Consider the following 20,145-nt stretch of genomic DNA (forward strand, 5'->3'; position numbering starts at 1 on the left):
TCCGCCGGGAGGGCGTCCGGCCCCGTTGTGTGTCCGCTCCCAGGACGGGGCTGGACGCGCCCCCGGCTCTCCTGTGTTCACGCGGATGTCCCACGCTCACGCGGACTTCCGGCCGGAGACCGGCGGGTCCAGCAGCAGCGTGCGCAGCAGGTCCGCCACCAGCGCGGCGGCGTGCGAGAGCGGCTGCACCTCGGGGGTGCACAGGGACATCGCGGTGGACAACTGGGCGTCGGCGAAGCGGTAGACACGCACCTCGTCGGAGGCGAAGTTGGCCCTGGCGGCCGTGAGCGGCAGCACCGTGACCCCGAGCCCGTTCACCACGGCGTCCCGCAGCACCTTGTCCGGCTCGACCTCGGCGACGACCGAGCAGTGCAGTCCCACGGAGCGGAAGGCGGCCTCGGTGACGCGCCGGACGGTGTGCAGTTCGCTCGGCATGATGAAGTCCAGGCGGCTCGCCTCCTTGAGAGTGATGGTGTCGCGGCGGCTCGTGACGGGCGGTGTCCTGACGCCGGTGATCAGATGGAACTCCTCCTCCAGGACGTGCTCGAAGACGACCCCCTTGACATAGCCGGGGTCGTAGATGAGCGCCATGTCCACCTGGCCGAGCAGCACGGCCTGGCTCATCACCACCGTCAGGTTCTGGATCAGCTGCAACTGTATGTTCGGGTACCGTTCGCGCACGGCCCGCAGCAGTGGTGCGGCCAGGCCCGGCGCCATGCTGTACGAGGCCAGGCCGACGGTCACCAGCCCGGCCGGGGTGTCGCTGCCGGCGCGCAGGTCGATCCGTGCGGCCTTCTCCAGGCGGAGGATGCCCTGCGCGTAGCGGTAGAGGGAGCGTCCGGACGCCGTGACCTCCACGCCTCGGCCGGTACGTTCGAGCAGACGGGTCTTGAAGTCGTTCTCCAGCGCCGAGATGTGCTGGCTGAGCGCCGATTGCGTGATGTGCAGCGAGTCCGCGGCCCGGGTGATGTTGCCGATGTCGACCACCCTCACGAAATAACCGAGCCTGCGGGTGTCCATCGCGCTCCTCCTCGGAAATCGTCGACTGGTCTCACACTCCGTCGAGCGTGAGTGGGGACGGCCGCCGTGAAGGACTCCGCACCCTCTCCTGGGTGGCGGTCCTCGCCGTGGCCGGCCGCGTCCGACGCTGCGGCCCATCGCGTGAGGACGGTCGGCGGCGTGCGGGCCCCGGGCCGGAAGGCCGGGACGGCCCGCGCCCGCCGGAGAGGGTAACCACAGGTCGGGAGGCACGCAGGTGAAGGTACCCCTTGATGGCCACGAGGGGAATGCGTGTGCGTGTTCGAAGGGGCTCGGGCCTCCCGGGCAGGTGCCCGGGACGCGCCGCCCGGATCGTGGGACGACGTTCGCACGGGCGGCGGCCCGCCGCGTCGTTCCGCCGGGACGACTGCCGAGGTCGCCGGGACGACTGCCGAGGTCCCTGGCGAGCCCGGTCGTGCACCGGAGGTATTCGACCTGGCCGGCCGCGGCGACCGGGGGTTGCCTCATTCCTCGACGACCAGCCCCTTGGCCTTCAGCTTCTCGACGAGTCCGTGCACTTCGATCAGCGTCCTGTCACCACGGCGGTGCTCCTCCCGGATCCTCGCCTCGTGATCCTCGCGCTCCTGGCAGAGCCGGACGACCTCCTCGGCCTCCAGCGGGTCGACCACGACGATGCCGTCGGCGTCGCCGCGCAGGATGTCGCCGGGCCGGACGATCTGTCCGCCGATGGAGATCGGGCGGTTCACCGGGCCGAGGGTCTCCTTGACCGTCCCCTCGATGCAGACCGAGCCGGAGAAGACGGGGAAGCCCAGCTCCCGCAGGTCCGCGCTGTCGCGCACCCCGGAGTCGGTGACGAACGCGGCCAGCCCCTTGCTCCGGCAGGCGGTGGCGAGAACGTCACCGAAGGAACCGGCCTGCTCGAACTCCGAGCCGGCGACGATCACGACGTCACCGGGCTCGGCGTACGAGATCGCGACCTGGACCATGATGTTGTCGCCGGCCTGCGCCTGGGCCGTGAAGGCCGGTCCGCAGAACGACATGGCGGGGTCCACGGGCTTCAGCCGGTGCGCCAGGGCGCCCTTGCGGCCCTGCGCCTCGTGGATGGTCGCGGCGGAGAACCCGCCGAGCGCGGCCACCACCTCGGCGGACGGGCGGTCGATCTTGGTGCGTACGTGGATCATGACAGGGCTTCCCTTCTTCGTGGCTCGGGTCTTCGTGGCTCGGGTCCTCGGGCCCGGGTCCTCGGGGTCAGGTCCTCGGGGTCAGGTCCTCGGGCCCGGGTCTTTCGGGGCTCAGGACTCAGGGTCGTCGGACACCCGCAGCACCGTCTTCGACGACTGTGAGGAGTCCGCCGCGCGGCGGAACGCCTCCGCGGCGTCGTCGATGGCGAACTCGTGGCTGAGCACCGCATCGAGCGACGGGTCCGCGGTGAGCACGGTGATCGCGGCGTCCAGTTCGATGTCGAAACGCTGCGAGCCGTACAGCGCGACCTCTTTGGCGATCACGCTCGACATGGCGACCGGAACCGGCTCACGCGGCAGCATGCCGAGCTGAAGCACCGCGCCGCCGGGGCGCACCGCGCGCAGCGCGGTGGCGAGCGAGGGGACCGCGCCGGCCGCCTCGACCACCACGTCGAACGAGGACTCCGCGACCGTGCCGTCCCGGGACAGGTTCACCGTCGAGGAGGCCCCGACCGCGGCCGCGATCTTGAGCGGGAAGTCCTGGAGGTCGGCTGCGGTGATCTCGGCGGCGCCCGCGTGCCTGAGCGCGGCGACGGCCAGGGCGCCGATCGGTCCCGCGCCGCTGACCAGTACCTTCGCGCCCCGTACCCGCTCGCCCAGGCGCGCGACTCCATGCAGGGCGACGGCCAGCGGTTCGGCGAGCACGGCCCGGCGCAGGGGCAGTCCGGCCGGCAGGGGCCGCAGCTGGCCGGGCAGCACCTCCAGCAGTTCCACGAAGCCGCCCTGGGTGTGCGGCCGGGTGGAGGCACTGCCGAGGTAGGTGCCGCCGGGGCGCAGATGCAGGCCGGTGGGGGTGGTGGCACCGGGCGGCGCGCAGGGCGTCGCCGGGTGCAGCGCGACGCGGGTGCCGACGGCCGGTGCGTCCGGCACGTCCCGGCCGACCTGCGCGACGACGCCGACCACCTCGTGGCCGAGCACCAGCGGCTCCGTGACGGTGTAGGGCCCGTTGCGGCCGTCCGCGGCGTAGTGCAGATCGGAGCCGCAGACACCTCCGTACACGATGCGGACCACGACCCGGTCCGGTGTCACCTGGAGGTCGGGCAGTGTGTCCACACGCAGGTCCCGCGCTCCGTGGACGACGACGGCTTTCACGGCAGTCGGTTCCTTGTCTGTTGTCCGGTTCGGCATTCGGTGTCTGTTGTCCGGCTTGGGTATTCGGTTGTCCGCTTCGGCATTCCCACGGGCTCAGCGCCCGAGGTAGCCGCCGTCGACGGGCAGCACGGTCCCGTGGATGAACCGGGCGGCGTCGGACACGAGGAACAGCGCGACACCCGCGATGTCCTGCGCGGTGCCCCACCTTCCCGCCGGGATGCGTTCGAGGATCTGGCGGTTGCGGGTCTCGTCGGCGACGAGCGTGACGTTCATCTCGGTGTCGATGAACCCCGGCGCGATGGCGTTGACGCGGACGCCCTTGGGCGCCCACTCGTTCGCCACCGACTTCGTGAACTGCCCGACGGCGCCCTTGGACGCGGCGTACGCGGAGGCCGTGAATCCGCCGGTGAAGGAGAGCATCGACGCCAGGTTGACGATCGCCCCCGCGCCCCGCTCGAGCATCGGCCGGCCGAACAACTGGGTCAGCTCCATGACCGTCCGCACGTTGAGCTGCTGCACCCGGTCCCAGTCCTCGGCCGGGAAGTCCTCGACCGGGTGGCGGATGTTGAGCCCCGCGTTGTTGACCAGGATGTCGACCCGGTGCTCCCGCAGCACCCCGGCCGCGGTGGCGCGCACCTGCGCAGGGTCGCCGAGGTCCGCGACCACCGGTACGTACTTCCCCTCGTGCCCGGTGACCGCGCGGCGGTGGATGCCCACCACCGTCGCGCCGTTGCGCAGATAGAGGTCGGCTATCGCGTGACCGATGCCGGTGCTCGCTCCGGTGACCACGGCGGTCCTGCCGGTCAGATCGGCGGTGAAGGGAACATTCACGGTGACGTCCTTGTCGTCGTGCGCGTTGTGCTGGTCCTGTCGCCTCATGCGATGGGGGTGCGGGGAAGGACGCGCCTCAGGTACGCGGCGTTGGTGGCACCCACGCTCAGGCCGTCACCGCCGTAGTGCTCGACCACGAACGTGCCGCTGAACCCGTGGGCGATGGCGTAGCGGACAGCGGCGCGGTAGTTCACGACACCGAGTTCGAGGGAGGTCGGGTGGGTGAGGACGGTGCCGGTGGCCGGGTCCTCCAGGCGTGCGTAGTTCTTGACGTGCCAGTAGTTGGCGCGTGGTGCGGTGACCGAGACCAGGTACTCCCAGGAGTCCACCGGAGCCTGCTGACGGATGAGGTTGCCGAGGTCGGGGTTGAGCCCGACCGCGTCGTGGCCGATGTCGTCGAGGAAGCGGACCGCCTCGTCGCCGCTGCCCAGGTAGGTGTTCTCGTACAGCTCCAGGGAGAGTTCCACGCCGACGTCCGCGGCGTGGTCGCCCAGTTCCCGGAACCGGCGCACGGCGAGCGCGCGTACGTCGGGGTCGCTGGCCGGGGGTACGTCGCCCTGCGGCGCCGTCCAGAACCACAGCGCCCGCTGCTGCTCGGGGCCGAGCGTGTCGTGGATGCCGAGGCACACGACCTTCGTGCCGAGGGCGGCGGCCGCGTCGATGGTCCGGTGCGAGAACGCGAGGTTGCGCTCTCCGCGCTCGGGATGGAGGACGCTGCGCCGGACGACGACGGCACCGGCAACGGTCAGCCCGGCGTCGTCCAGGACGTCGTGGAGTTCGGTGAGCCGGGCGCTGTCCAGATCGCCCAGGGGCAGCCAGGAGGTGGCCAGCTCCAGGTGGGTGAAGCCCTCGTCGACGACGGGCTGGAGGAGGCGGCGCCACTCGTCGGGCGCCAGCTCCTCCACCGGGGTGCCGTCCGCCGCGTGCGGCGGGAACTGGAGCATGGCGGCGGCGATGGGCCAGTCCTCGGGCGTGTGGGGCACGGGGAACCGGGACGGCGCGACCAGGGACGGCCGCTCGACGTGTACGGGCGCGGGGGGTGCGGGCGTACGGGACGCTGGGGGTGCCCAGGACGCCGGGGACTCAGCCAATGCGAAGACCTCCGTTGATGTTGTGCGTCGCGCCGGTGATGTAGCCGGCCTCCTCGCCGACGAGGAATTCGATGAGCGCGGCCACGTCACGTGTGGTGCCGAGGCGTCCGACCGGGAGCTGCGCCAGGAACGCCGGCCTGCGGTCGTCGGTGATCGGGCCGCCCATGATGTCGGTGTCGATGGTGGCCGGCGCGACGACGTTGACCGTCACACCGTGCGGGGCCACCTCCAGCGCGAGCGCGCGGCTGAACGCCTCGATCGCGCCCTTGGACGCCGCGTAGGTGGACTTGCTGTACGTGCCGCCGCCGTTCTGCATCGCCGTCGACCCCAGGCTCACCACCCGGCCGTAGCCGCGCTCGACCATGCCGGGCACGACACGCTTGCTCACCACCCAGGTGCCGGTGGCGTTGATCCGCATGACGCGTTCCCAGGTGGCCAGGTCCGTGTCGAGGAACGACACCGGCGAGCTGACGCCCGCGCTGTTCACCAGCGCCGCGACGGGCGGCAGTTCCGCCTCGAAGACGCGGACGGCGGCGTCCACGGTGGTGGGGTCGGCGATGTCTGCGACCGCACCGAGGGCGGGGACGCCGTGCTCGGCGCCCAGGTCGGCGGCGGCCTGCTCGACGTCCGGGTCGATGTCGAGCAGGCCGAGGCTCCACCCGGTGGCCGCAAGCCGGTTCGCCAGCGCGCGGCCGATGCCCCGCTCCGAGGCCGCTCCGGTGATGACCGCCGTGCCTCGGCGTCCGGTGTTCTCCGTCATGCCCTGTCCCTCTCGTCCTCGTTGTCGTGACCGGGTCGCGTATCGGGCCATGTGCCGGGCGGGAATGGCGTGTTGACCGTCTCGTGGGGCTGTTCGCCCCGGCTCACCGCGATGAGCGACGCCATCACGCTCGCCGAGACCGCTTCGGTGTACCGGTCCGTCCAGCACAGGGAGTGCGGGGCGAGGACGACGTTGTCCAGCGTGGTCAGCGGGCTGTCCGTCCTCAGCGGCTCCTCGGTGAACACGTCCAGGCCAGCGCCGGCCAGCCGGCCGTCCGACAGCCGCGCGGTCAGCGCCTCCTCGTCGACCACCACCCCGCGGGAGACATTGATCAGCCGGGCGGTGGGCCGCATGAGGGAGAGTTCACGCTCCCCGATGAAGTGCCGCGTGCCGGGATTCGACGCGACGATGACGACGACGTAGTCGCTCTCCGCGAGGACCTCGTCCAACGGGCGCGTCTCGATGCCGATGTCCGCCGCCTCCCGGCCGCGGTCGCCGCGGTTGTACCCGAGTACGCGCAGCCCCTGCGCACGCACCCGGCGCGCGGTCTCCTGTCCGATGCCGCCGAGCCCGACGATGCCCACCGTCGCTCCGGTCAGTCCCGAGCCACGCCACGCCGCGCGTTCGGCCCACCGCCCCTGTCGCACCAGCCGGTCCTTGACGACCAGGTGGTGCGACAGGGCGTAGAGCAGGGCGACCACGGAGTCGGCCACCGGCCGCCGTACCGCGTCGGGGGCGTTGGTGACCAGCACACCGCGCCGGGCGCAGGCGCCGGTGTCCACGGCGTCGAAGCCGGCGCCGAACCGCGCGACGTGCCGCAGCCGTCCCGATGCCGGTATCGACCGCGCCGAGACCCGCTCGTGCCCCAGTACGAGAACCGCGTCCGCCCCCTCCAGCTGGTCGGCCCGGAGCTCCTCGACCTCCTCGTCCAGCACGCGCCACGCCAGCCCGGCGCCGGTCAGCCGGGAAAGCCCGATGTCGCCGAAGACGGTGCTCCCGTCCGGCTCGGCATAGCCTCGTGTGACCACGACCTGATAAACCACGGCGGCCTTTCTGAAAGATCGGGGAAGAGAGAGGAAGAGATCGGGGAACTGCTTGGTGAAGCGTAGGTCCGCGAGTCTGCGTGAAGAAGGCGGAAGGGAAATCGGCATGGCGGCATCACGATTGCCGATGACAGGTCGAAGCCGGGCTTGATCAGCGCGTATGGCCAGGTCGACGGCAGGGAACGGGCCGTCGGAATACTGCCGGAGAAGGACATGGGAATATCACGGTCGCCTCATGGGATGGGCGACCGTGATATTCCCGTGCCTGGCCGGCCGGCATCCGGGAATACCGGAAGGCCGGGGGTCTTCGGTATTCCCGGATGCCGGTCCGTTCGGCTATCGCGCCGTCGGCACGGTCGACAGGCCGTCGATCGCCTCGACGTCCGCCGGGGACAGCGCGATGCCGACCGCGGACAGGTTCCGCTCCATGCGTACGCGGTGCGCTGACTTCACGGTCACCGCGACCTTGTGGTGGAGGTTCCACGCCAGGACGATGTCGCGCACCGAACAGCCGTGCCGCCGCGCGATGCCGCCGAGCACCGGGTGGTCGAGATCGGTGCTGCGCAGCGGGCTGTGCGCGCTGAGCACCACACCGCGCCGGCGCATCGCCTCGGCGAAGCCGGGGTCGTGGTCGGCCGGCCCCCACTGCACCTGGTTCACGGCCGGGTAGACGCCGGTCTCCTCGTGGAGCGCGTCGATGAGTTCGACCGAGTAGTTGCTCACGCCGATGGCCCGTACCAGGCCCTCGTCGCGGGCGCGGACGAACTCGCGCCAGCTGGTGACGCCCGGGTAGCCCCCCGGCGGCCAGTGGATCAGCCACAGGTCGACGTAGTCGCAGCGCAGCGCGGCAAGGCTCTGCTCCAGCGTCAGCCGTTCCCCGCCGACCCGGTCGGGCGGCATCTTGGTGGTCACGAACAGGTCGGACCTGGGCACGCCGGTGGCCGCCAGGGCCGCTCCGACGGCGTCCTCGTTGCGGTAGCGGGTGGCTGTGTCGACGAGCCGGTAGCCGACCGAGAACGCGGTCAGCACGGCCTCGGTGGCCAGGTCGCCGCGCATCGGATGGGTGCCGAAGCCGATCAGCGGCATGGCGCGGCCGCCCGCGTCGGCCGTGGGCACCCGGCCCGCTCCGGGCGGGAGGGTCGATTCCATGGCGGTTCTCCTCATACGGTTCGCACGGCCGCACCGTCGTACGGCCGTGGCGTCGCAAGGTCGTACTGGCGTACGGCCGCGGCGGGTCGGTGGGTCAGTACAGTTCGACGAGCCGCAGCGGTGTCCCCGCCTGCGGGTCGGCGCCCGAGGCGGTCACCACGACGGTCTCGGCGAGTTCGACCGAGCCCCGGCCGGGGGCCACGACCTCGGTCCGCACACCGAGCACCATGCCTGGCTCGGCGATCACCGTGCTGTCGGGCAGCAGCGGCGGCGAGGCCCCACCTCCGCGCAGCGCGACGATCCGGCAGGCCGCCATGTGCGCTTCGGCCTCGCGGTCGAAGGCCGCGCGTGCCTCGCGGAGCGGTTCGCCCGGTCGCAGCGCCGCCAGCAGCGCGGCGGTCGCGGCGGCACAGGTGTCGCCGGCGGCGCGCAGCGGGCCGTCGGCCTTGCTGAGCACGGCGGTCGCGGCGGCGTACCCCGCGACCCCCGCCAGCAGCGGGTGCAGGACGTAACGGAGCGGGCTCGTGGCGGTCAGCAGGGCGGTGCCGGGGTCGTGGCCGCGTACGGTCACCAGGTCCGAGCCGGCCGCCCCGTTCGCGCCGTACGGGTCGTACCACCCCAGCAGGCCACCGGCCCGGCGGATCGAGCGGTCGACGTTGCCCGACAGCTCCCGTACGTCCATGCCGACACGCAGGTGGTCCATGACCGCCGTGTAGCCGACGGCGGCGAGTTCGGCGGCCGCGGCGAACGCGGGAAGCTCCCCGGGTTCGCAGCGGGCGAGTTCGGCGAAGACCACGTCTGCCGCGGGGCGCAGCAGGACGCCCGCGTCGCCCAGCCGCTCGAACACCTCCCACGGCAGGTCGGCGTCCGCGCCGATCACACCACCCACGACGCCGGCCGCGCCCAGCGCGGTGGTGATCGCGGAGGAGAGGTCACCGGCCGCGCTCACCACCGTGCCGTCGGTGGTGAGCAGGACGGCGGTCCCGTCGGCGAGGCCGGGCGCCGACCCCAGCGCGTACCGTCGCCCGCCGGGCGAGGTCAGCACCAGGGCCGTGAAGCCCTCCTTGTCCAGTTGTCCGCGGAGCCCGTCGAGTCCGGCTCCGGCCTGGCACGTGGCCGCTGTCGCCACGGGACCACCGTCCTTTCGAAAACGTGTGTTCGGCAGTGTGTCCGGCTGGGCCGGTTCAGCGTTTGAGCGGTTCGAAGGCCGTCTCACGGATGCGCAGCGCGGTGAACCCGGCGACGGCGGAGGTGAGGACGAGATAGATCGCCGGTATCCAGATGCTGCCGGTCGAGGCGATGAGCGCCGAGATGAGCAGGGGCGCGGCGCCGCCGAAGATCGCGGTGCCGAGGTTGTAGCCGACGCCGTACGCCACGGTGCGCACCCGGGTGGGGAACATTTCCGCGAGCGTCACCTGCATCACGCCGTTGGTGCCGGCGAAACACACGGCCATGAGCACCGCGCCGACCACGGCCGTGGCGAAGGATCCCCGTGTCAGCAGCCAGTAGCAGGGGAAGCCGATGACGACCATGCCGAAGGCCGAGGTGCTGAGCATCTTCTTGCGGCCCACCCGGTCGGACAGCCGGCCGGCCCACAGCACCGCGAACGTGCCGACGGCCAGCATGATGGCCGTGACCAGCAGCCCCTCCAGGGCCGTGAAGTGCATCTCGGTCTTCATGTACGTCGGCATGTAGATGAAAAGGACGAAGTAGCCGGAGCTGTTGAGCAGCGGCAGCACGATGGTCAGTCCGATCGCACGGAGAGTCTCGGGGGAGGTGAACGCCTCCTTCAGGGGGCTGCTGGTCACCTGGCCCCTCTCCTCGGCCTTTTCGAACTCCGGCGACTCGTCGGACAGCCGCCGGACGATCAGGCCCGCCGCGCCGAGCGGGATCGCGAGCAGGAACGGCAGCCGCCACCCCCATGCCTCCATGGACGAGGTGCTGAGGACCGCGGTGAGCAGGGCGGCGAAGAGGGTGCCGAGCAGCATCGCGACGAACGTGGCGGCGTTGGCGTAGCTGACCACCTGTCCCCGGCGCCCGTCCCCGGCGTGTTCGGCGAGGAACGAGTTGCCGTTGCCGGGCTCGCCGCCCATCGCGAAGCCCTGGACGAAACGCAGCAGCACCAGAGCGATCGGCGCCCAGACACCCGCCACGGCGTAGCTCGGCAGGAGGCCCACCAGGCCGGTGGACAGGCTCATCAGGGTGATGAGCACCAGCAGAACCCGTTTGCGGCCTATCCGGTCGCCCCACGACCCGGCGACCGCGGCGCCCACCGGGCGGAAGAAGAACGGAATCGCGAAGGCCAGGAAGGTCAGCATGACACTGGTGGCCGGAGCGTCGGTGGGGAAGAACACCACCGCGAGGGTCCCCGCCACGAAGCCGTAGACGGCGTTGTCGTACAGCTCGATGAAGACGCCGACGAGGCCACCGACGATGGACACCCTCGTCGCTTTCGTGGGGGCCGGGGGAGTCTGCGGATGCGGCGGAGCCGCGGAGACCTTGCTGTTCACGGGCACTACCTTTCACAAATGGTGACGTCGTCGTCACCAGAAGGTTGACGTCGACCGACAGGTCATCGGACCAACCCGCCCCGCGACTCCACCGCGGGAGTCGTCACATCGGCCGCGTCTTCGCGTTGTGGCGGGTCACCGACACGAAGAACTCTGGCCCGTTATTATTTCCTCGGCATTGCCGACTGGTATACCTGTCGGCAAACTCAGCTCGTTTTCCTGTTCCGCCATAACGGAAACTTATTGCTATCGGCCCGGCGGGCCGGAGAGCGGCGGAAAGAAATTTCAGCGGTGCAGCAGGGAAACCGAATGCGCGAGCCCCGCGACGGCTTCCCGAATGGTGTCGGAGGACAATGCGAAGCTCGCCCGGAAATGACCTGGGCAGCCGTAGGAGTCGCCCGCGATCACCACTACGCCGGACGTTTCCAGGAAGTGCTCCGCGAGATCGGCGTCGGATTCCAGCACCGCCCCCGAGGGGGTCACGGCCCCCATCAGCGCGGAGGAGTCGATCCACACGTAGAAGCCGCCTTCGGGGACCGTCGGGCTCAGCCCGTCGATCGCGTCGAGACCGGACACGAGCAGGTCCCGGCGCCCGGCGTAGATGCCCACCGTGCGGTCGATGAACTCCCGGCCGCCGTCCAGCGCGGCGACCGCCGCCGCCTGGCTCACCGACGACGGGCACGACGAACTCTGCGACTGGAGCGTGCCTATCGCCCCGCACAGCCGAGCCGCGCCGGCGCCGTAGCCGATCCGCCACCCGGTCATGGCGTACGCCTTGGACACACCGTTGACGAGGAAGACGCGTTCTCGCAGGTCGGGAGCTACGGTGACCAGGCTGGGCACTGGCTGTGCACCGAAGTTGATCTCGTCGTAGATCTCGTCGCAGAGAATCGATACATGCGGGTGCGCGCGCAGCACGTCGGCGAGTCCGCGCAGTTCCTCCTCGCCGTAGACCGCGCCGGTCGGATTGTTGGGCGTGTTGAGTACGACCCATTTCGTCCGGTCGGTGATGGCCTCGCGCAGCGGGTCCGGGGTGAGCTTGTACCCCTGGGCGGCCGATGTGCCGACGACCACGGGGCGCCCGCCGCTCACCGCGACCATGTCCGGGTAGGACACCCAGTACGGCGCCGGGACGATCACCTCGTCCCCCTCGTTGAGTGTCGCCACGAACGCCAGGTAGATGAGCTGCTTGGCGCCGCCTCCCAGGCAGATTTGGTCGGTGGCGTAGGTCTGCCCGGTCTTCCGCAGCAGTCGGGAGGTGATCGCCTGCCGCAACGCGGGGGTGCCGTTCGCCGAGGTGTATTTCGTCTCGCCCGCGCGGATGGCCGCGATCGCCGCTTCCTTCACATGGTCCGGCGTATCGAAATCGGGCTCGCCGATCGTCAGCGGGAGTACCTTGCGGCCCGCCTCCTGAAATGCGCGCACCCGGTCCGCGACCCGGGAACTCGGTGACTCTTTGACACGCGACATCCGCTCGGCCGGCACGGGCCCCGGGAGCGTTTCGGAAAGGGTCATCCCTTTTCTCCTTCGGTGGTACGAAAGTTGTGGGCGAAAGGTCCTGAGGCGAGGGGTCGGGGGCTCGATCGTGAGGTGTCAGAGAAGCGCGGCGAAAGCGGTACGCGCGCGCAGCGCGATCCGGTCCAGGAGCCGTCGCCGCTCCAGGTAGGCGGCCGTGGCGACGGCGGCGGTCGTCCGGCGGAAGCGGATCTCCTGGCCGGGCCGGAGCTGCGCCGCGTTGTCCAGGGCGCAGGAGGTCAGCACCGCGAGCACCGGATACCCCGCGGTGATGCCCCGGCCGCGCATCAGAACGAGCAGTTCGTCGCCCGTCGGGGTCTCGACCGCCCCGATGGGCACGCCGCGCGACAGCACCTCCCCCGCGACCGGACGCTGCGGCACATGCCCGGCCACGCGCAGCCCGACGTGGTTGATGCGTGGCGTGACCAGGTACGGGGAGTCGTAGAGCCGCTGGAGCCCCGGGCCGAATTCGGCGGCGTCGGGCCCGTCGACCACGTCCAGGACGGCGGGCACCCGGCCGACGTCGTGGGGGATGCCGAAGTTGAACACGGTGGCGCCGAAGCGCCGGTTGACCAGCGGCGGGTGGGAACGGAAGAGGGACAGGGAGGTTCCGGACGTGACATGCGTGCCGAATTCGATCATCGAGTCCGGTGCGCAGCTCCCCATCAGCCGGGGAACGTCGAACGAGCCGTGCACGGCGACGTAGGCGCGCAGCCCCGCGTCCGAGACGCCGACTCGCACCGTCTCGCCCGCGCGCACCGACAGCGGCGCCCAGGCCGGATGCGGGCGGCCGTCGACGGTGGGCTCCGCGGGGGCGCCGGTGACGGACATCAGGACGTCATGGCTGGGGCGCAGTGTGACGCCGAAGCCGGTGGCCTCGATGAGCGGGTCCGCGGGCGCGTTGCCGACCAGGGCGTTCGCGGCACGGGCGGCGAACTGGTCGAGCGCGCCGTTGACCGCCAGTCCGCGCGGGGGGCCCGAGACCCGGCCGAGGTCGGTGACCACGCAGGCCGTCGCGGACTCGACGTACAGCTCGGGGCGATCACTCATCATTGCGGTACCCCATCGGAGCCCCGAGCAGGCAGGTGTAGGTGGCCTCGTCGACCGGCAGGAACCGCACCCTGTCCCCCGGCCGGTAGGGGACGACGCTGTCGGCACCGGTGCCGTGGTCGGTTCCGGTCCGCAGAATGTCCAGGGGGGTGCGTCCTATCTGCCGCCAGCCGCTCGGCGCGGCCACGGGGCCGATGACCGCCTGCCGGCCGGCGACGGAGATCGCGCCGGGCGGCACACGCAGCCGGGGGGTCGCCAGCCGGGGAATCGGGACGTCGAAATCGGGTCCGTCCATCATGGCCGACGCGGCCGGGCCGCCCAGGCAGCGGATGAGGTGTTCCTTCGCGCAGACGAGGTCGACGACCTTCTCCGCCGGCGCGCCGACCACCTCGGCGACCCATTCCAGGTCGGGGCCCGCCTCACCGCCGAACAGCACCGGCACGTCGATGACACCGCCGCCGGTCTCCTCCCCCTCGCCGGCCGTGGTGTCCCAGGAGCGGATGTGCGAGGCGATCACGTCACCCGTCGTGTGGTACGGGTCGAACTCCACGAGCACCGCGTCGTAGGTCGGCACGGCCGTCACCGTGGGGTGGATGTCACCGTGGTTGAGCCATCCCGCGAGGCGGTGCACGGCCGTCCACACCCGGTCGGTGTCGGCGCCGTCCACGGTGACGCGCAATGCGGAGTCGCCGCACGGCGAGATGGCGACGGCGGTCGCCGTCCGGGTGTCCGTCATGCGGCCGGCGCACCCAGCACGTCGTGCAGCGGCGCCAGCCGGACACCGGCGGCCTGGAGTTCGCCGCGGATCCGGGTCGCGAGCTCCAGTGCCCCGGGGCCGTCGCCGTGCAGCTGGACGCAGTCCGTGCGCACCGGCAGGTCCGTTCCGTTCCGGCTGGTGATCACCCCTTCGGTGACCATCCGGACGGTCCGGCGGGTGACCTCGTCCGGGTCGTGCAGTACGGCTCCGGGCTCGGACCGCGACACGAGCGTGCCGTCGTCCTCGTAGGCGCGGTCGGCGATGCCCACCATGGCCGTGCGCAGGCCGCGTTCGCGCGCCACGGCCGCCATCGCGCCCTCCTGCACCAGGATCACCAGGGACGGGTCGAACGCCTCGACCGCGTCGGCTACGGCCTCGGCGTAGTCCCGCCGGGTGACCACGAGGTTGCCGAGGCGGCCGTGCGGTGCCAGGTGCCCGATGCGGGTACCGTGCGCGCGGGTGAACGCGGACAGCGCGCCGACCTGGTACAGCACGTCGGTGCGTACCTCGTGGGGGGTCAGGTCCATCGCCCGGCGCCCGAAGCCCACCAGGTCGGGGAAGCTCGGGTGCGCGCCGACGCCTACACCGCGCTCCACGCAGGCACGTACGGTCGCGTCCATCACCCGGGGGTCCCCCGCGTGGAATCCGCACGCGACGTTCGCGGAGGTCAGCAAGTTCAGCAGTTCGGCGTCGTTGCCCATGGTATAGGCACCGAAACTCTCACCGAGATCGGCGACCAGATCGACGACAGGCACGTGAATCTCCTTTCCTGCCGGAACGGGACGGCGCCGGACCATGTCCGGCGCTCGTGTCATCGGTCCCGGTGAGGGACCGTGTCCGGGTCAGACGCTAGATCCGGCGGGGGCGGGGCAGAAGGGCACATCACGAAGACGCATGGCCGCATAGCCGTTCGCGATGGATCGCGCGGGGGGTTGTGGGGGCGCGCCAGGACGCACGAGGCACCGGTGCCGGCCACGATGGCCGTACCGGCGCCGCCGTCCCACCCGGCGTCCTCACCCGCCGGAACGTGCGCGAGCCCACTCGCCTCCGCCTGCCCGGTAGCCCGGTAGCCCCGGGCGACCGGGCTACCGGGCGCTCAGCCGGAGAAGTCGATGCGCGCGAGCCGCACGGGCCCGCGCAGTGTGGCGTGCAGGTCCTGCACGCCACAGAGCAGGACCCTGGCGCGGACGGTGGTGTAGTCGTACGGTCCTCCGGTCGCCGGGACATCGAGCACGGCGACCGCCTTGCCGCCCGGCAGCGAGAGTTCGACCGACCCCGCGCCCGCCACCTCCACACCGACTCCTACCACCGATTCCCCGAAGTCGCAGTCGCGGAAGACCAGTTCGCCGGTCTGGCGGACCGGGGTCACCGCGTCGCCGGACACCTTGGTCAGGTCGACGATCTCGGTGCCGGTCTGTTCGTCGTAACGGGCGGCGGCCAGGCCGTCCGTACGTACGGACCGGGCGCGCGGGGTGTCTCCCTCGATCGTGCAGCCGACGGATCGGCGGATGTCCGCGCTGGAGGCGGCCGCCTCGAAGACATAGTCCCCGCCCGGCACCATCCAGCGGCCGTGCGCCACGTCGTAATGGCCGAGTTCCCTCAGCCGGACGGTCAGTTCGACATCCCGGGACTCCCCCGCGACGAGATGAACGCGCGCGTGGGCGACGAGTTGCCGGTGCGGACGCGGGACGCGGGCCCGCGCCTCGCGGACGTAGAGCTGCACCACCTCGTCGGCCGCGGATGTGCCGGTGTTGGTGACGGTCACCCGCGCCCGCACACACTCCTCGGAGACAACGGATTCGGCAGGACCGGCGGGACCGGAATGCGGATCGGCGGTCGTCTCCACCACCAGGCCGTCATAGGCGAAGGTGGTGTACGAGAGTCCGTGACCGAAGGCGTAGAGCGGTGTGCCGTCGAAGTAGAGGTAGGTCTGGCGCGATCCGATGATGTCGTAGTCGAGCGGGTCGGGCAGGTCGGCGTCTGCCGCGTACCAGGTCTGCGGCAGACGCCCCGCCGGTGACACGTCGCCCGCCAGCACCCTGGCCAGCGCGGTGCCCGCCGCCTGGCCGCCGTGCGCGGTCCACAGCAGCGCCGGGAGCCGGTCGTGTGCGTCCGGCACGGCGTACGGGTACGCGGAGGCCATCACCAGCACGGTGTGCGGGTTGGCCGCGTGGGCGGCCCGCCACAGCCGGTCCTGCTGCTCCGGCAGGGCGAGGGTGCGGCGGTCCTCGGTCTCACGGCCGTTGATGTGCGGGTCGTTGCCCGCCACGACGACGACCAGATCCGCGTCGGCCGCGGCACGGGCCACCGCGTCCTCGCCGCGCTCCACGACGACGATCTCGAACCGTTCGCCCTGATCGGCAACCTTCACGCCGTCGGCGGCGACTGAGACATACCGGCCGGTGCCCGCGTGTACGAGGAGCTGTCCCCCCTCATGTCGTCCCGTCTCACTCTCCTGTCGTCCCGTCTCGTCCCCCTGTTGTCCCGTCACCTCCCCCTGCCCTTCGAACCGGAAGGTCTCCCGCACCACCCAGCCCCCGGGCTGGTCGGCGGAGGCGCGTACGTAACCGTCCTCCGCGACCGACAGATAGCGGCCGTCCGGCGCGCGCAGCGTGATCAGCCCGTCGCCCCAGTCGATCAGGGCGAGTTCGGTGGCACCCTCCTCGCAGGTCAGCGGGGGCAGATCGGTACGGCCGGCGAGCAGGGCCGGGTCGAGCGCGCCCTGCGCGCCACGCGCCCCGGCCGCCGCGTCGGAGGCGGGGACATGCAGCCAGCCGCCCGTCGCGGCCCGCAGCTTCACCCGGTCCACGCCTTCGGCGAAGGTGACCTGTCCGGCGCCGAATCGCTCGCGCAGAGCGTCGAGCGGGGTGGAGCGGTGGATCAACGTCCCGCTGTACCAGTCGAGTTTGCACTCGTCGGCGAGCAGGCCGACGACCGCGACCCGCCGGCCGGAGGCGACCGGCAGCACACCGTCGTTCTTGAGCAGGACGACGGACTGCTCGGCGGCCTCCTGGGCGAGCGCCCGGTGTCTGGCGGTGTCGAAGTCCTTCACGTCCCCGTACGGGTCGAGTTCCGGATCGAACTCCCCGAGCGAGAAACGCACCGTCAACTGGCGCCGTACCGCGGTGTCGATGTCGCTCTCGGCGATCAGTCCCTGCTCCAGGGCCCCGCGGATCCGGCCGGTCATGACGGACGCGTCGGTGCCGTGATCGGTGAAGCTGTCGACGCCCGCGCGCAGCGACGCCGCGGTGGCCTCCTCGTGGGTGTCGAAGTAGGCCTCGGCGTCCACCAGGTTGCTGGGCGCGCCCGCGTCGGAGCAGACCAGCAGCTCCCGGTCGCTCCAGCCGCGCAGGTGCTCGCCCAGATAGGGCGAGAGGTGGTTGGGACGCCCGTTGACCAGGTTGTACGCGGGCATGACACCGGCCACGGTGCCCGCTTCGACGGCCGCGCGGAACGCGCGCAGATCGTATTCGTGCAGGACGCGGGGACGGACCGAGGAGGACGTGGTGGCCCGGTCCGTCTCGTTGTTGTGCGCCAGCCAGTGTTTGAGGACCGGCGCGGTGCGCCAGTACGCGGGGTGGTCGCCCCGCAGGCCTCTGGTGTAGGCGACGGCGGTGGCCGCGGTGAGCGCGGGGTCCTCCGAGTAGCCCTCCTCGTTGCGTCCCCACAGCGGGTGGCGCAGCAGATTGACCGTCGGCGCCCAGACGTTGAGCCCGACCCGGTCGTCCCGTGCGCGCATCGCCCGTACTTCGCAGGACACCGCCTCGCCGACCCGGCGTACCAGGTCCTCGTTCCAGGTCGCGCCGAGCCCGACCGCCTGAGGGAACACCGTCGCCGGTCCCATCCAGGCCACACCGTGCAGCGCCTCCTGACCGGTACGGAACGACGCGACGCCGAGTCTCTCCACCGCCGGCGCGAACTGGTGCAGCATGGCGGTCTTTTCGTCGAGCGTCAGCCGCGCGAGCAGGTCGTCGACGCGTTCGCCGGGGGAAAGACGCGGGTCACGGAAGGGCGGCTGGTCTGCGGTCACGGGCGGTTCTCCCTGGAGAAGTGCGGGCCGGGAGCTGTCGAAAGGCTTTCGAAGCGCTTCGATGCTCAGGTTCCCGTGCGCGGGTGTCAAGACGTACCGGAGCAACCGGCCACCGTTTTACCTCCGGCAACAATGCGTCATTTACGGTCTGTTGAGGACGTCCTACCGGTGATGGGGAAATCTTGGGATCGGCTCTTGTGCCTCCGGAAGCGTTCACTTAACCTCGCAGCAACATCGAAGCGCTTCGACTCAGGACGAGGCAGCCGGTGGCCGTTCTTCTCCGACGCCCGCCTCGGATCAGCCAGTTACGCCAGTTCCACCGATGACACCGCGGCCGACCGGCGGGCTCCCGCCGGGTGTCCTGGCGCGCCACGAAGGGTTGATGCAATGACGCAGAACTCCTCCTCCGCCCCGAGCCGGAGAAGCTTTCTCGCCTCCACGGCGGTGGCCGCCGCCGCGGTGGCGGGCGGGGCACCGCTGCTGACCGCCTGTGGCGGTGGGCAGAGCGGCAAGAAGGAGGGCACCACCTCCGGGAAGAACGCGCGGAAGATCCTCCCCGCCTTCGTGGCACAGACCGTCGTGTCGCCCGACATCCCCGCCAAGAACGGCTCCGCGGCCGGATTCACCAAGGCTGTCGCCACGGCGGACCTGCGGACGTCCGTACCCGAGAAGCTCGGCAAGGGCAGCACCATCAGGATCATGTCGATGTTCTGGGGCACACCGCCGAGCGGTGCGAACCCCTACTACACGGCCATGAACGAGGCGATAGGCGTCAAGGCCGTCTGGCAGAACCAGGACGGGAACACCTACGACGAGAAGCTGGGGGCCGTGCTCGCCTCCAGCGAGATTCCCGATGTGGTGATCCTGCCCGGCTGGAATCTCTCCGGCAAGATTCCCGGCGCCGTCAACGCCAAGTTCGAGGACCTCGGGCCCTACCTCTCCGGCGACAAGGTCAAGGACTTCCCGAATCTGGCGGCCGTCCCGACGGATGCCTGGCAGCGCTCCATCTTCGGGGGTGCCCTTCGCGGTATCCCGATGCCCACCTCGTATGTCACCAGCATCGCGCCCTTCTACCGCAAGGACATCTTCGACAAGAAGGGCTACGAACTCCCCGGGAGCGCCGCCGAACTCCTCGCGCTGGCCAAGGATGTCACCAGCGCCAGGTCGAAGGTCTGGGCCTGCGACGACCTGAAGTGGACCGCCTTCAACATGTTCGGTGTCCGGCCGGGCGACGACAAGGCCCTGTGGTGGGACCTTGTCGACGGCAAGCTGGTCAACCGCGTCGAGAGCGCGGAGTATCTCGAAGCCCTGGAGTGGACCCGCAAGCTGTACGCGGCCGGTGTCGTCCACCCCGACGCCGTGGCGGTTCAGGGCGACGCGGGCAACCGGTTCACCGCCGGTGAGGTCCTGATCTACAACCAGAATCTCGCCGACTGGTACGGCAGGACCGCCGAGCAGAACGGGAAGGGTGAGTTCCGGATAGCCGCGATGGACATCTTCGGCCACGCGGGCGGGGACCCGGAGCTCCATGCCGTACAGCCCGCGAACATCTGGGCGTTCGTCAAGAAGGGCTCGTCCGAGAAGCTCATCAGGGACTTCCTGGCCATCTCGAACTTCACCGCCGCTCCGTACGGCACCAAGGAGCGCATGCTCACCGACTACGGCGTCGAGGGCACGCACTACACGATGCGCGAGGGGCTGCCCGTCAAGAACGACCGGGGCAACCAGGAGATCATCGGCGCCTTCGACTACACCGGCGACCCGACCGCGTACATCGCCCATCCCGACCTTCCCGGGATCGCCAGGGCCCAGGTGGAGTGGCAGCAGCGGATGGGGGCCTTCACCAAGAAGACCGCGTTCTACGGGCTGACCATCACCGAACCCAACCGCTGGACCAATCTGGCAGACGATTTCGAGCAGTTGGAGGACGACGTCATCCGCGGCCGGAAGAAGCTGAGCGATGTACAGCGGGCCGTCTCCGACTGGAAGCGCGGGGGCGGCGACGACCTGCGCGACTGGTACAAGAAGCTGCTCGACTCCTCCGGGTCCGCCGCGAACTGACGTACGACACGAGCAG

The 20,145-nt window shown here is 70.9% G+C and carries 16 protein-coding genes; 1 reads left to right on the forward strand and 15 read right to left on the reverse strand.

What is annotated here, in order from left to right; all coding sequences use genetic code 11:
• Nucleotides 1–96 precede the first annotated feature (96 nt).
• The 15 genes from ACIOJD_RS31160 to ACIOJD_RS31230 all read right to left on the reverse strand — a co-directional run bounded on the left by ACIOJD_RS31160 (nt 97) and on the right by ACIOJD_RS31230 (nt 18,068).
• Nucleotides 97–1,020: a LysR substrate-binding domain-containing protein gene (locus tag ACIOJD_RS31160; protein ID WP_401919490.1), complete on the reverse strand. Its 924-nt coding sequence runs from the start codon at nt 1,018–1,020 to the stop codon at nt 97–99.
• Between the two features lie 482 nt (nt 1,021–1,502).
• Nucleotides 1,503–2,180 (reverse strand): 4-carboxy-4-hydroxy-2-oxoadipate aldolase/oxaloacetate decarboxylase, encoded by a 678-nt coding sequence (locus tag ACIOJD_RS31165; protein ID WP_401919491.1) that lies wholly within the window; start codon nt 2,178–2,180, stop codon nt 1,503–1,505.
• Between the two features lie 111 nt (nt 2,181–2,291).
• Nucleotides 2,292–3,332 (reverse strand): L-idonate 5-dehydrogenase, encoded by a 1,041-nt coding sequence (locus ACIOJD_RS31170; RefSeq protein WP_401919492.1) that lies wholly within the window; start codon nt 3,330–3,332, stop codon nt 2,292–2,294.
• 93 nt (nt 3,333–3,425) lie between these two features.
• A complete protein-coding gene (locus ACIOJD_RS31175; protein ID WP_401919494.1) occupies nt 3,426–4,211 on the reverse strand; it encodes an SDR family NAD(P)-dependent oxidoreductase in 786 nt (261 codons plus the stop codon).
• A complete protein-coding gene (locus ACIOJD_RS31180; RefSeq protein ID WP_401919496.1) occupies nt 4,208–5,254 on the reverse strand; it encodes a TIM barrel protein in 1,047 nt (348 codons plus the stop codon). Before ACIOJD_RS31180 ends, ACIOJD_RS31175 begins: the two co-directional genes overlap by 4 nt.
• The gene (locus ACIOJD_RS31185; protein WP_401919498.1) at nt 5,247–6,014 is read right to left on the reverse strand and encodes an SDR family NAD(P)-dependent oxidoreductase; all 768 of its coding nucleotides are present in this window, start codon (nt 6,012–6,014) and stop codon (nt 5,247–5,249) included. The genes ACIOJD_RS31180 and ACIOJD_RS31185 overlap by 8 nt, the downstream gene beginning before the upstream one ends.
• A complete protein-coding gene (locus tag ACIOJD_RS31190) occupies nt 6,011–7,057 on the reverse strand; it encodes an NAD(P)-dependent oxidoreductase (protein WP_401919499.1) in 1,047 nt (348 codons plus the stop codon). Before ACIOJD_RS31190 ends, ACIOJD_RS31185 begins: the two co-directional genes overlap by 4 nt.
• A gap of 336 nt (nt 7,058–7,393) precedes the next feature.
• Nucleotides 7,394–8,206, reverse strand: a complete 813-nt coding sequence (locus ACIOJD_RS31195) for an aldo/keto reductase (protein ID WP_401919500.1) — start codon at nt 8,204–8,206, stop codon at nt 7,394–7,396.
• Nucleotides 8,207–8,300: 94 nt separating this feature from the next.
• Entirely contained in the window at nt 8,301–9,335 is a 1,035-nt protein-coding gene (locus ACIOJD_RS31200; protein WP_401919501.1) for a M24 family metallopeptidase, read from the reverse strand.
• A gap of 55 nt (nt 9,336–9,390) precedes the next feature.
• On the reverse strand, nt 9,391–10,716 hold the full coding sequence (locus ACIOJD_RS31205; RefSeq protein ID WP_401919503.1) for an MFS transporter: 1,326 nt from the start codon (nt 10,714–10,716) through the stop codon (nt 9,391–9,393).
• A gap of 285 nt (nt 10,717–11,001) precedes the next feature.
• Nucleotides 11,002–12,231 carry an aminotransferase class I/II-fold pyridoxal phosphate-dependent enzyme gene (locus tag ACIOJD_RS31210; protein WP_401919505.1) on the reverse strand — a complete coding sequence of 410 codons (1,230 nt, stop codon included), beginning with the start codon at nt 12,229–12,231 and terminating at the stop codon, nt 11,002–11,004.
• A 78-nt stretch (nt 12,232–12,309) separates the two neighbouring features.
• Nucleotides 12,310–13,281, reverse strand: coding sequence for a biotin-dependent carboxyltransferase family protein (locus ACIOJD_RS31215; protein WP_401919506.1), 972 nt, complete (start codon nt 13,279–13,281; stop codon nt 12,310–12,312).
• Nucleotides 13,274–14,017: an allophanate hydrolase subunit 1 gene (locus ACIOJD_RS31220; protein WP_401919508.1), complete on the reverse strand. Its 744-nt coding sequence runs from the start codon at nt 14,015–14,017 to the stop codon at nt 13,274–13,276. The genes ACIOJD_RS31215 and ACIOJD_RS31220 overlap by 8 nt, the downstream gene beginning before the upstream one ends.
• Entirely contained in the window at nt 14,014–14,835 is an 822-nt protein-coding gene (locus tag ACIOJD_RS31225; RefSeq protein ID WP_401919741.1) for a LamB/YcsF family protein, read from the reverse strand. The genes ACIOJD_RS31220 and ACIOJD_RS31225 overlap by 4 nt, the downstream gene beginning before the upstream one ends.
• A gap of 299 nt (nt 14,836–15,134) precedes the next feature.
• Complete coding sequence (locus ACIOJD_RS31230) at nt 15,135–18,068, reverse strand: glycoside hydrolase family 3 C-terminal domain-containing protein (protein WP_401919510.1); 2,934 nt, start codon at nt 18,066–18,068, stop codon at nt 15,135–15,137.
• Between the two features lie 387 nt (nt 18,069–18,455).
• Between ACIOJD_RS31230 and ACIOJD_RS31235 the strand changes: the two genes are divergently transcribed.
• Nucleotides 18,456–20,129, forward strand: coding sequence for an extracellular solute-binding protein (locus ACIOJD_RS31235; RefSeq protein ID WP_401919511.1), 1,674 nt, complete (start codon nt 18,456–18,458; stop codon nt 20,127–20,129).
• Nucleotides 20,130–20,145: the final 16 nt, after the last annotated feature.

Source organism: Streptomyces sp. NPDC088116 (assembly GCF_044741745.1).
Taxonomy (GTDB): Bacteria; Actinomycetota; Actinomycetes; order Streptomycetales; family Streptomycetaceae; genus Streptomyces.

Excerpts from the sequence above, each read along its gene's own strand:
- ACIOJD_RS31160 (WP_401919490.1), bottom strand. The coding sequence starts at position 1,020 with ATGGACACCCGCAGGCTCGGTTATTTCGTGAGGGTGGTCGACATCGGC.
- ACIOJD_RS31165 (WP_401919491.1), bottom strand. The coding sequence starts at position 2,180 with ATGATCCACGTACGCACCAAGATCGACCGCCCGTCCGCCGAGGTGGTG.
- ACIOJD_RS31175 (WP_401919494.1), bottom strand. The coding sequence starts at position 4,211 with ATGAGGCGACAGGACCAGCACAACGCGCACGACGACAAGGACGTCACC.
- ACIOJD_RS31185 (WP_401919498.1), bottom strand. The coding sequence starts at position 6,014 with ATGACGGAGAACACCGGACGCCGAGGCACGGCGGTCATCACCGGAGCG.
- ACIOJD_RS31195 (WP_401919500.1), bottom strand. The coding sequence starts at position 8,206 with ATGGAATCGACCCTCCCGCCCGGAGCGGGCCGGGTGCCCACGGCCGAC.
- ACIOJD_RS31210 (WP_401919505.1), bottom strand. The coding sequence starts at position 12,231 with ATGACCCTTTCCGAAACGCTCCCGGGGCCCGTGCCGGCCGAGCGGATG.
- ACIOJD_RS31215 (WP_401919506.1), bottom strand. The coding sequence starts at position 13,281 with ATGAGTGATCGCCCCGAGCTGTACGTCGAGTCCGCGACGGCCTGCGTG.
- ACIOJD_RS31220 (WP_401919508.1), bottom strand. The coding sequence starts at position 14,017 with ATGACGGACACCCGGACGGCGACCGCCGTCGCCATCTCGCCGTGCGGC.
- ACIOJD_RS31225 (WP_401919741.1), bottom strand. The coding sequence starts at position 14,835 with ATGGTCCGGCGCCGTCCCGTTCCGGCAGGAAAGGAGATTCACGTGCCT.
- ACIOJD_RS31235 (WP_401919511.1), top strand. The coding sequence starts at position 18,456 with ATGACGCAGAACTCCTCCTCCGCCCCGAGCCGGAGAAGCTTTCTCGCC.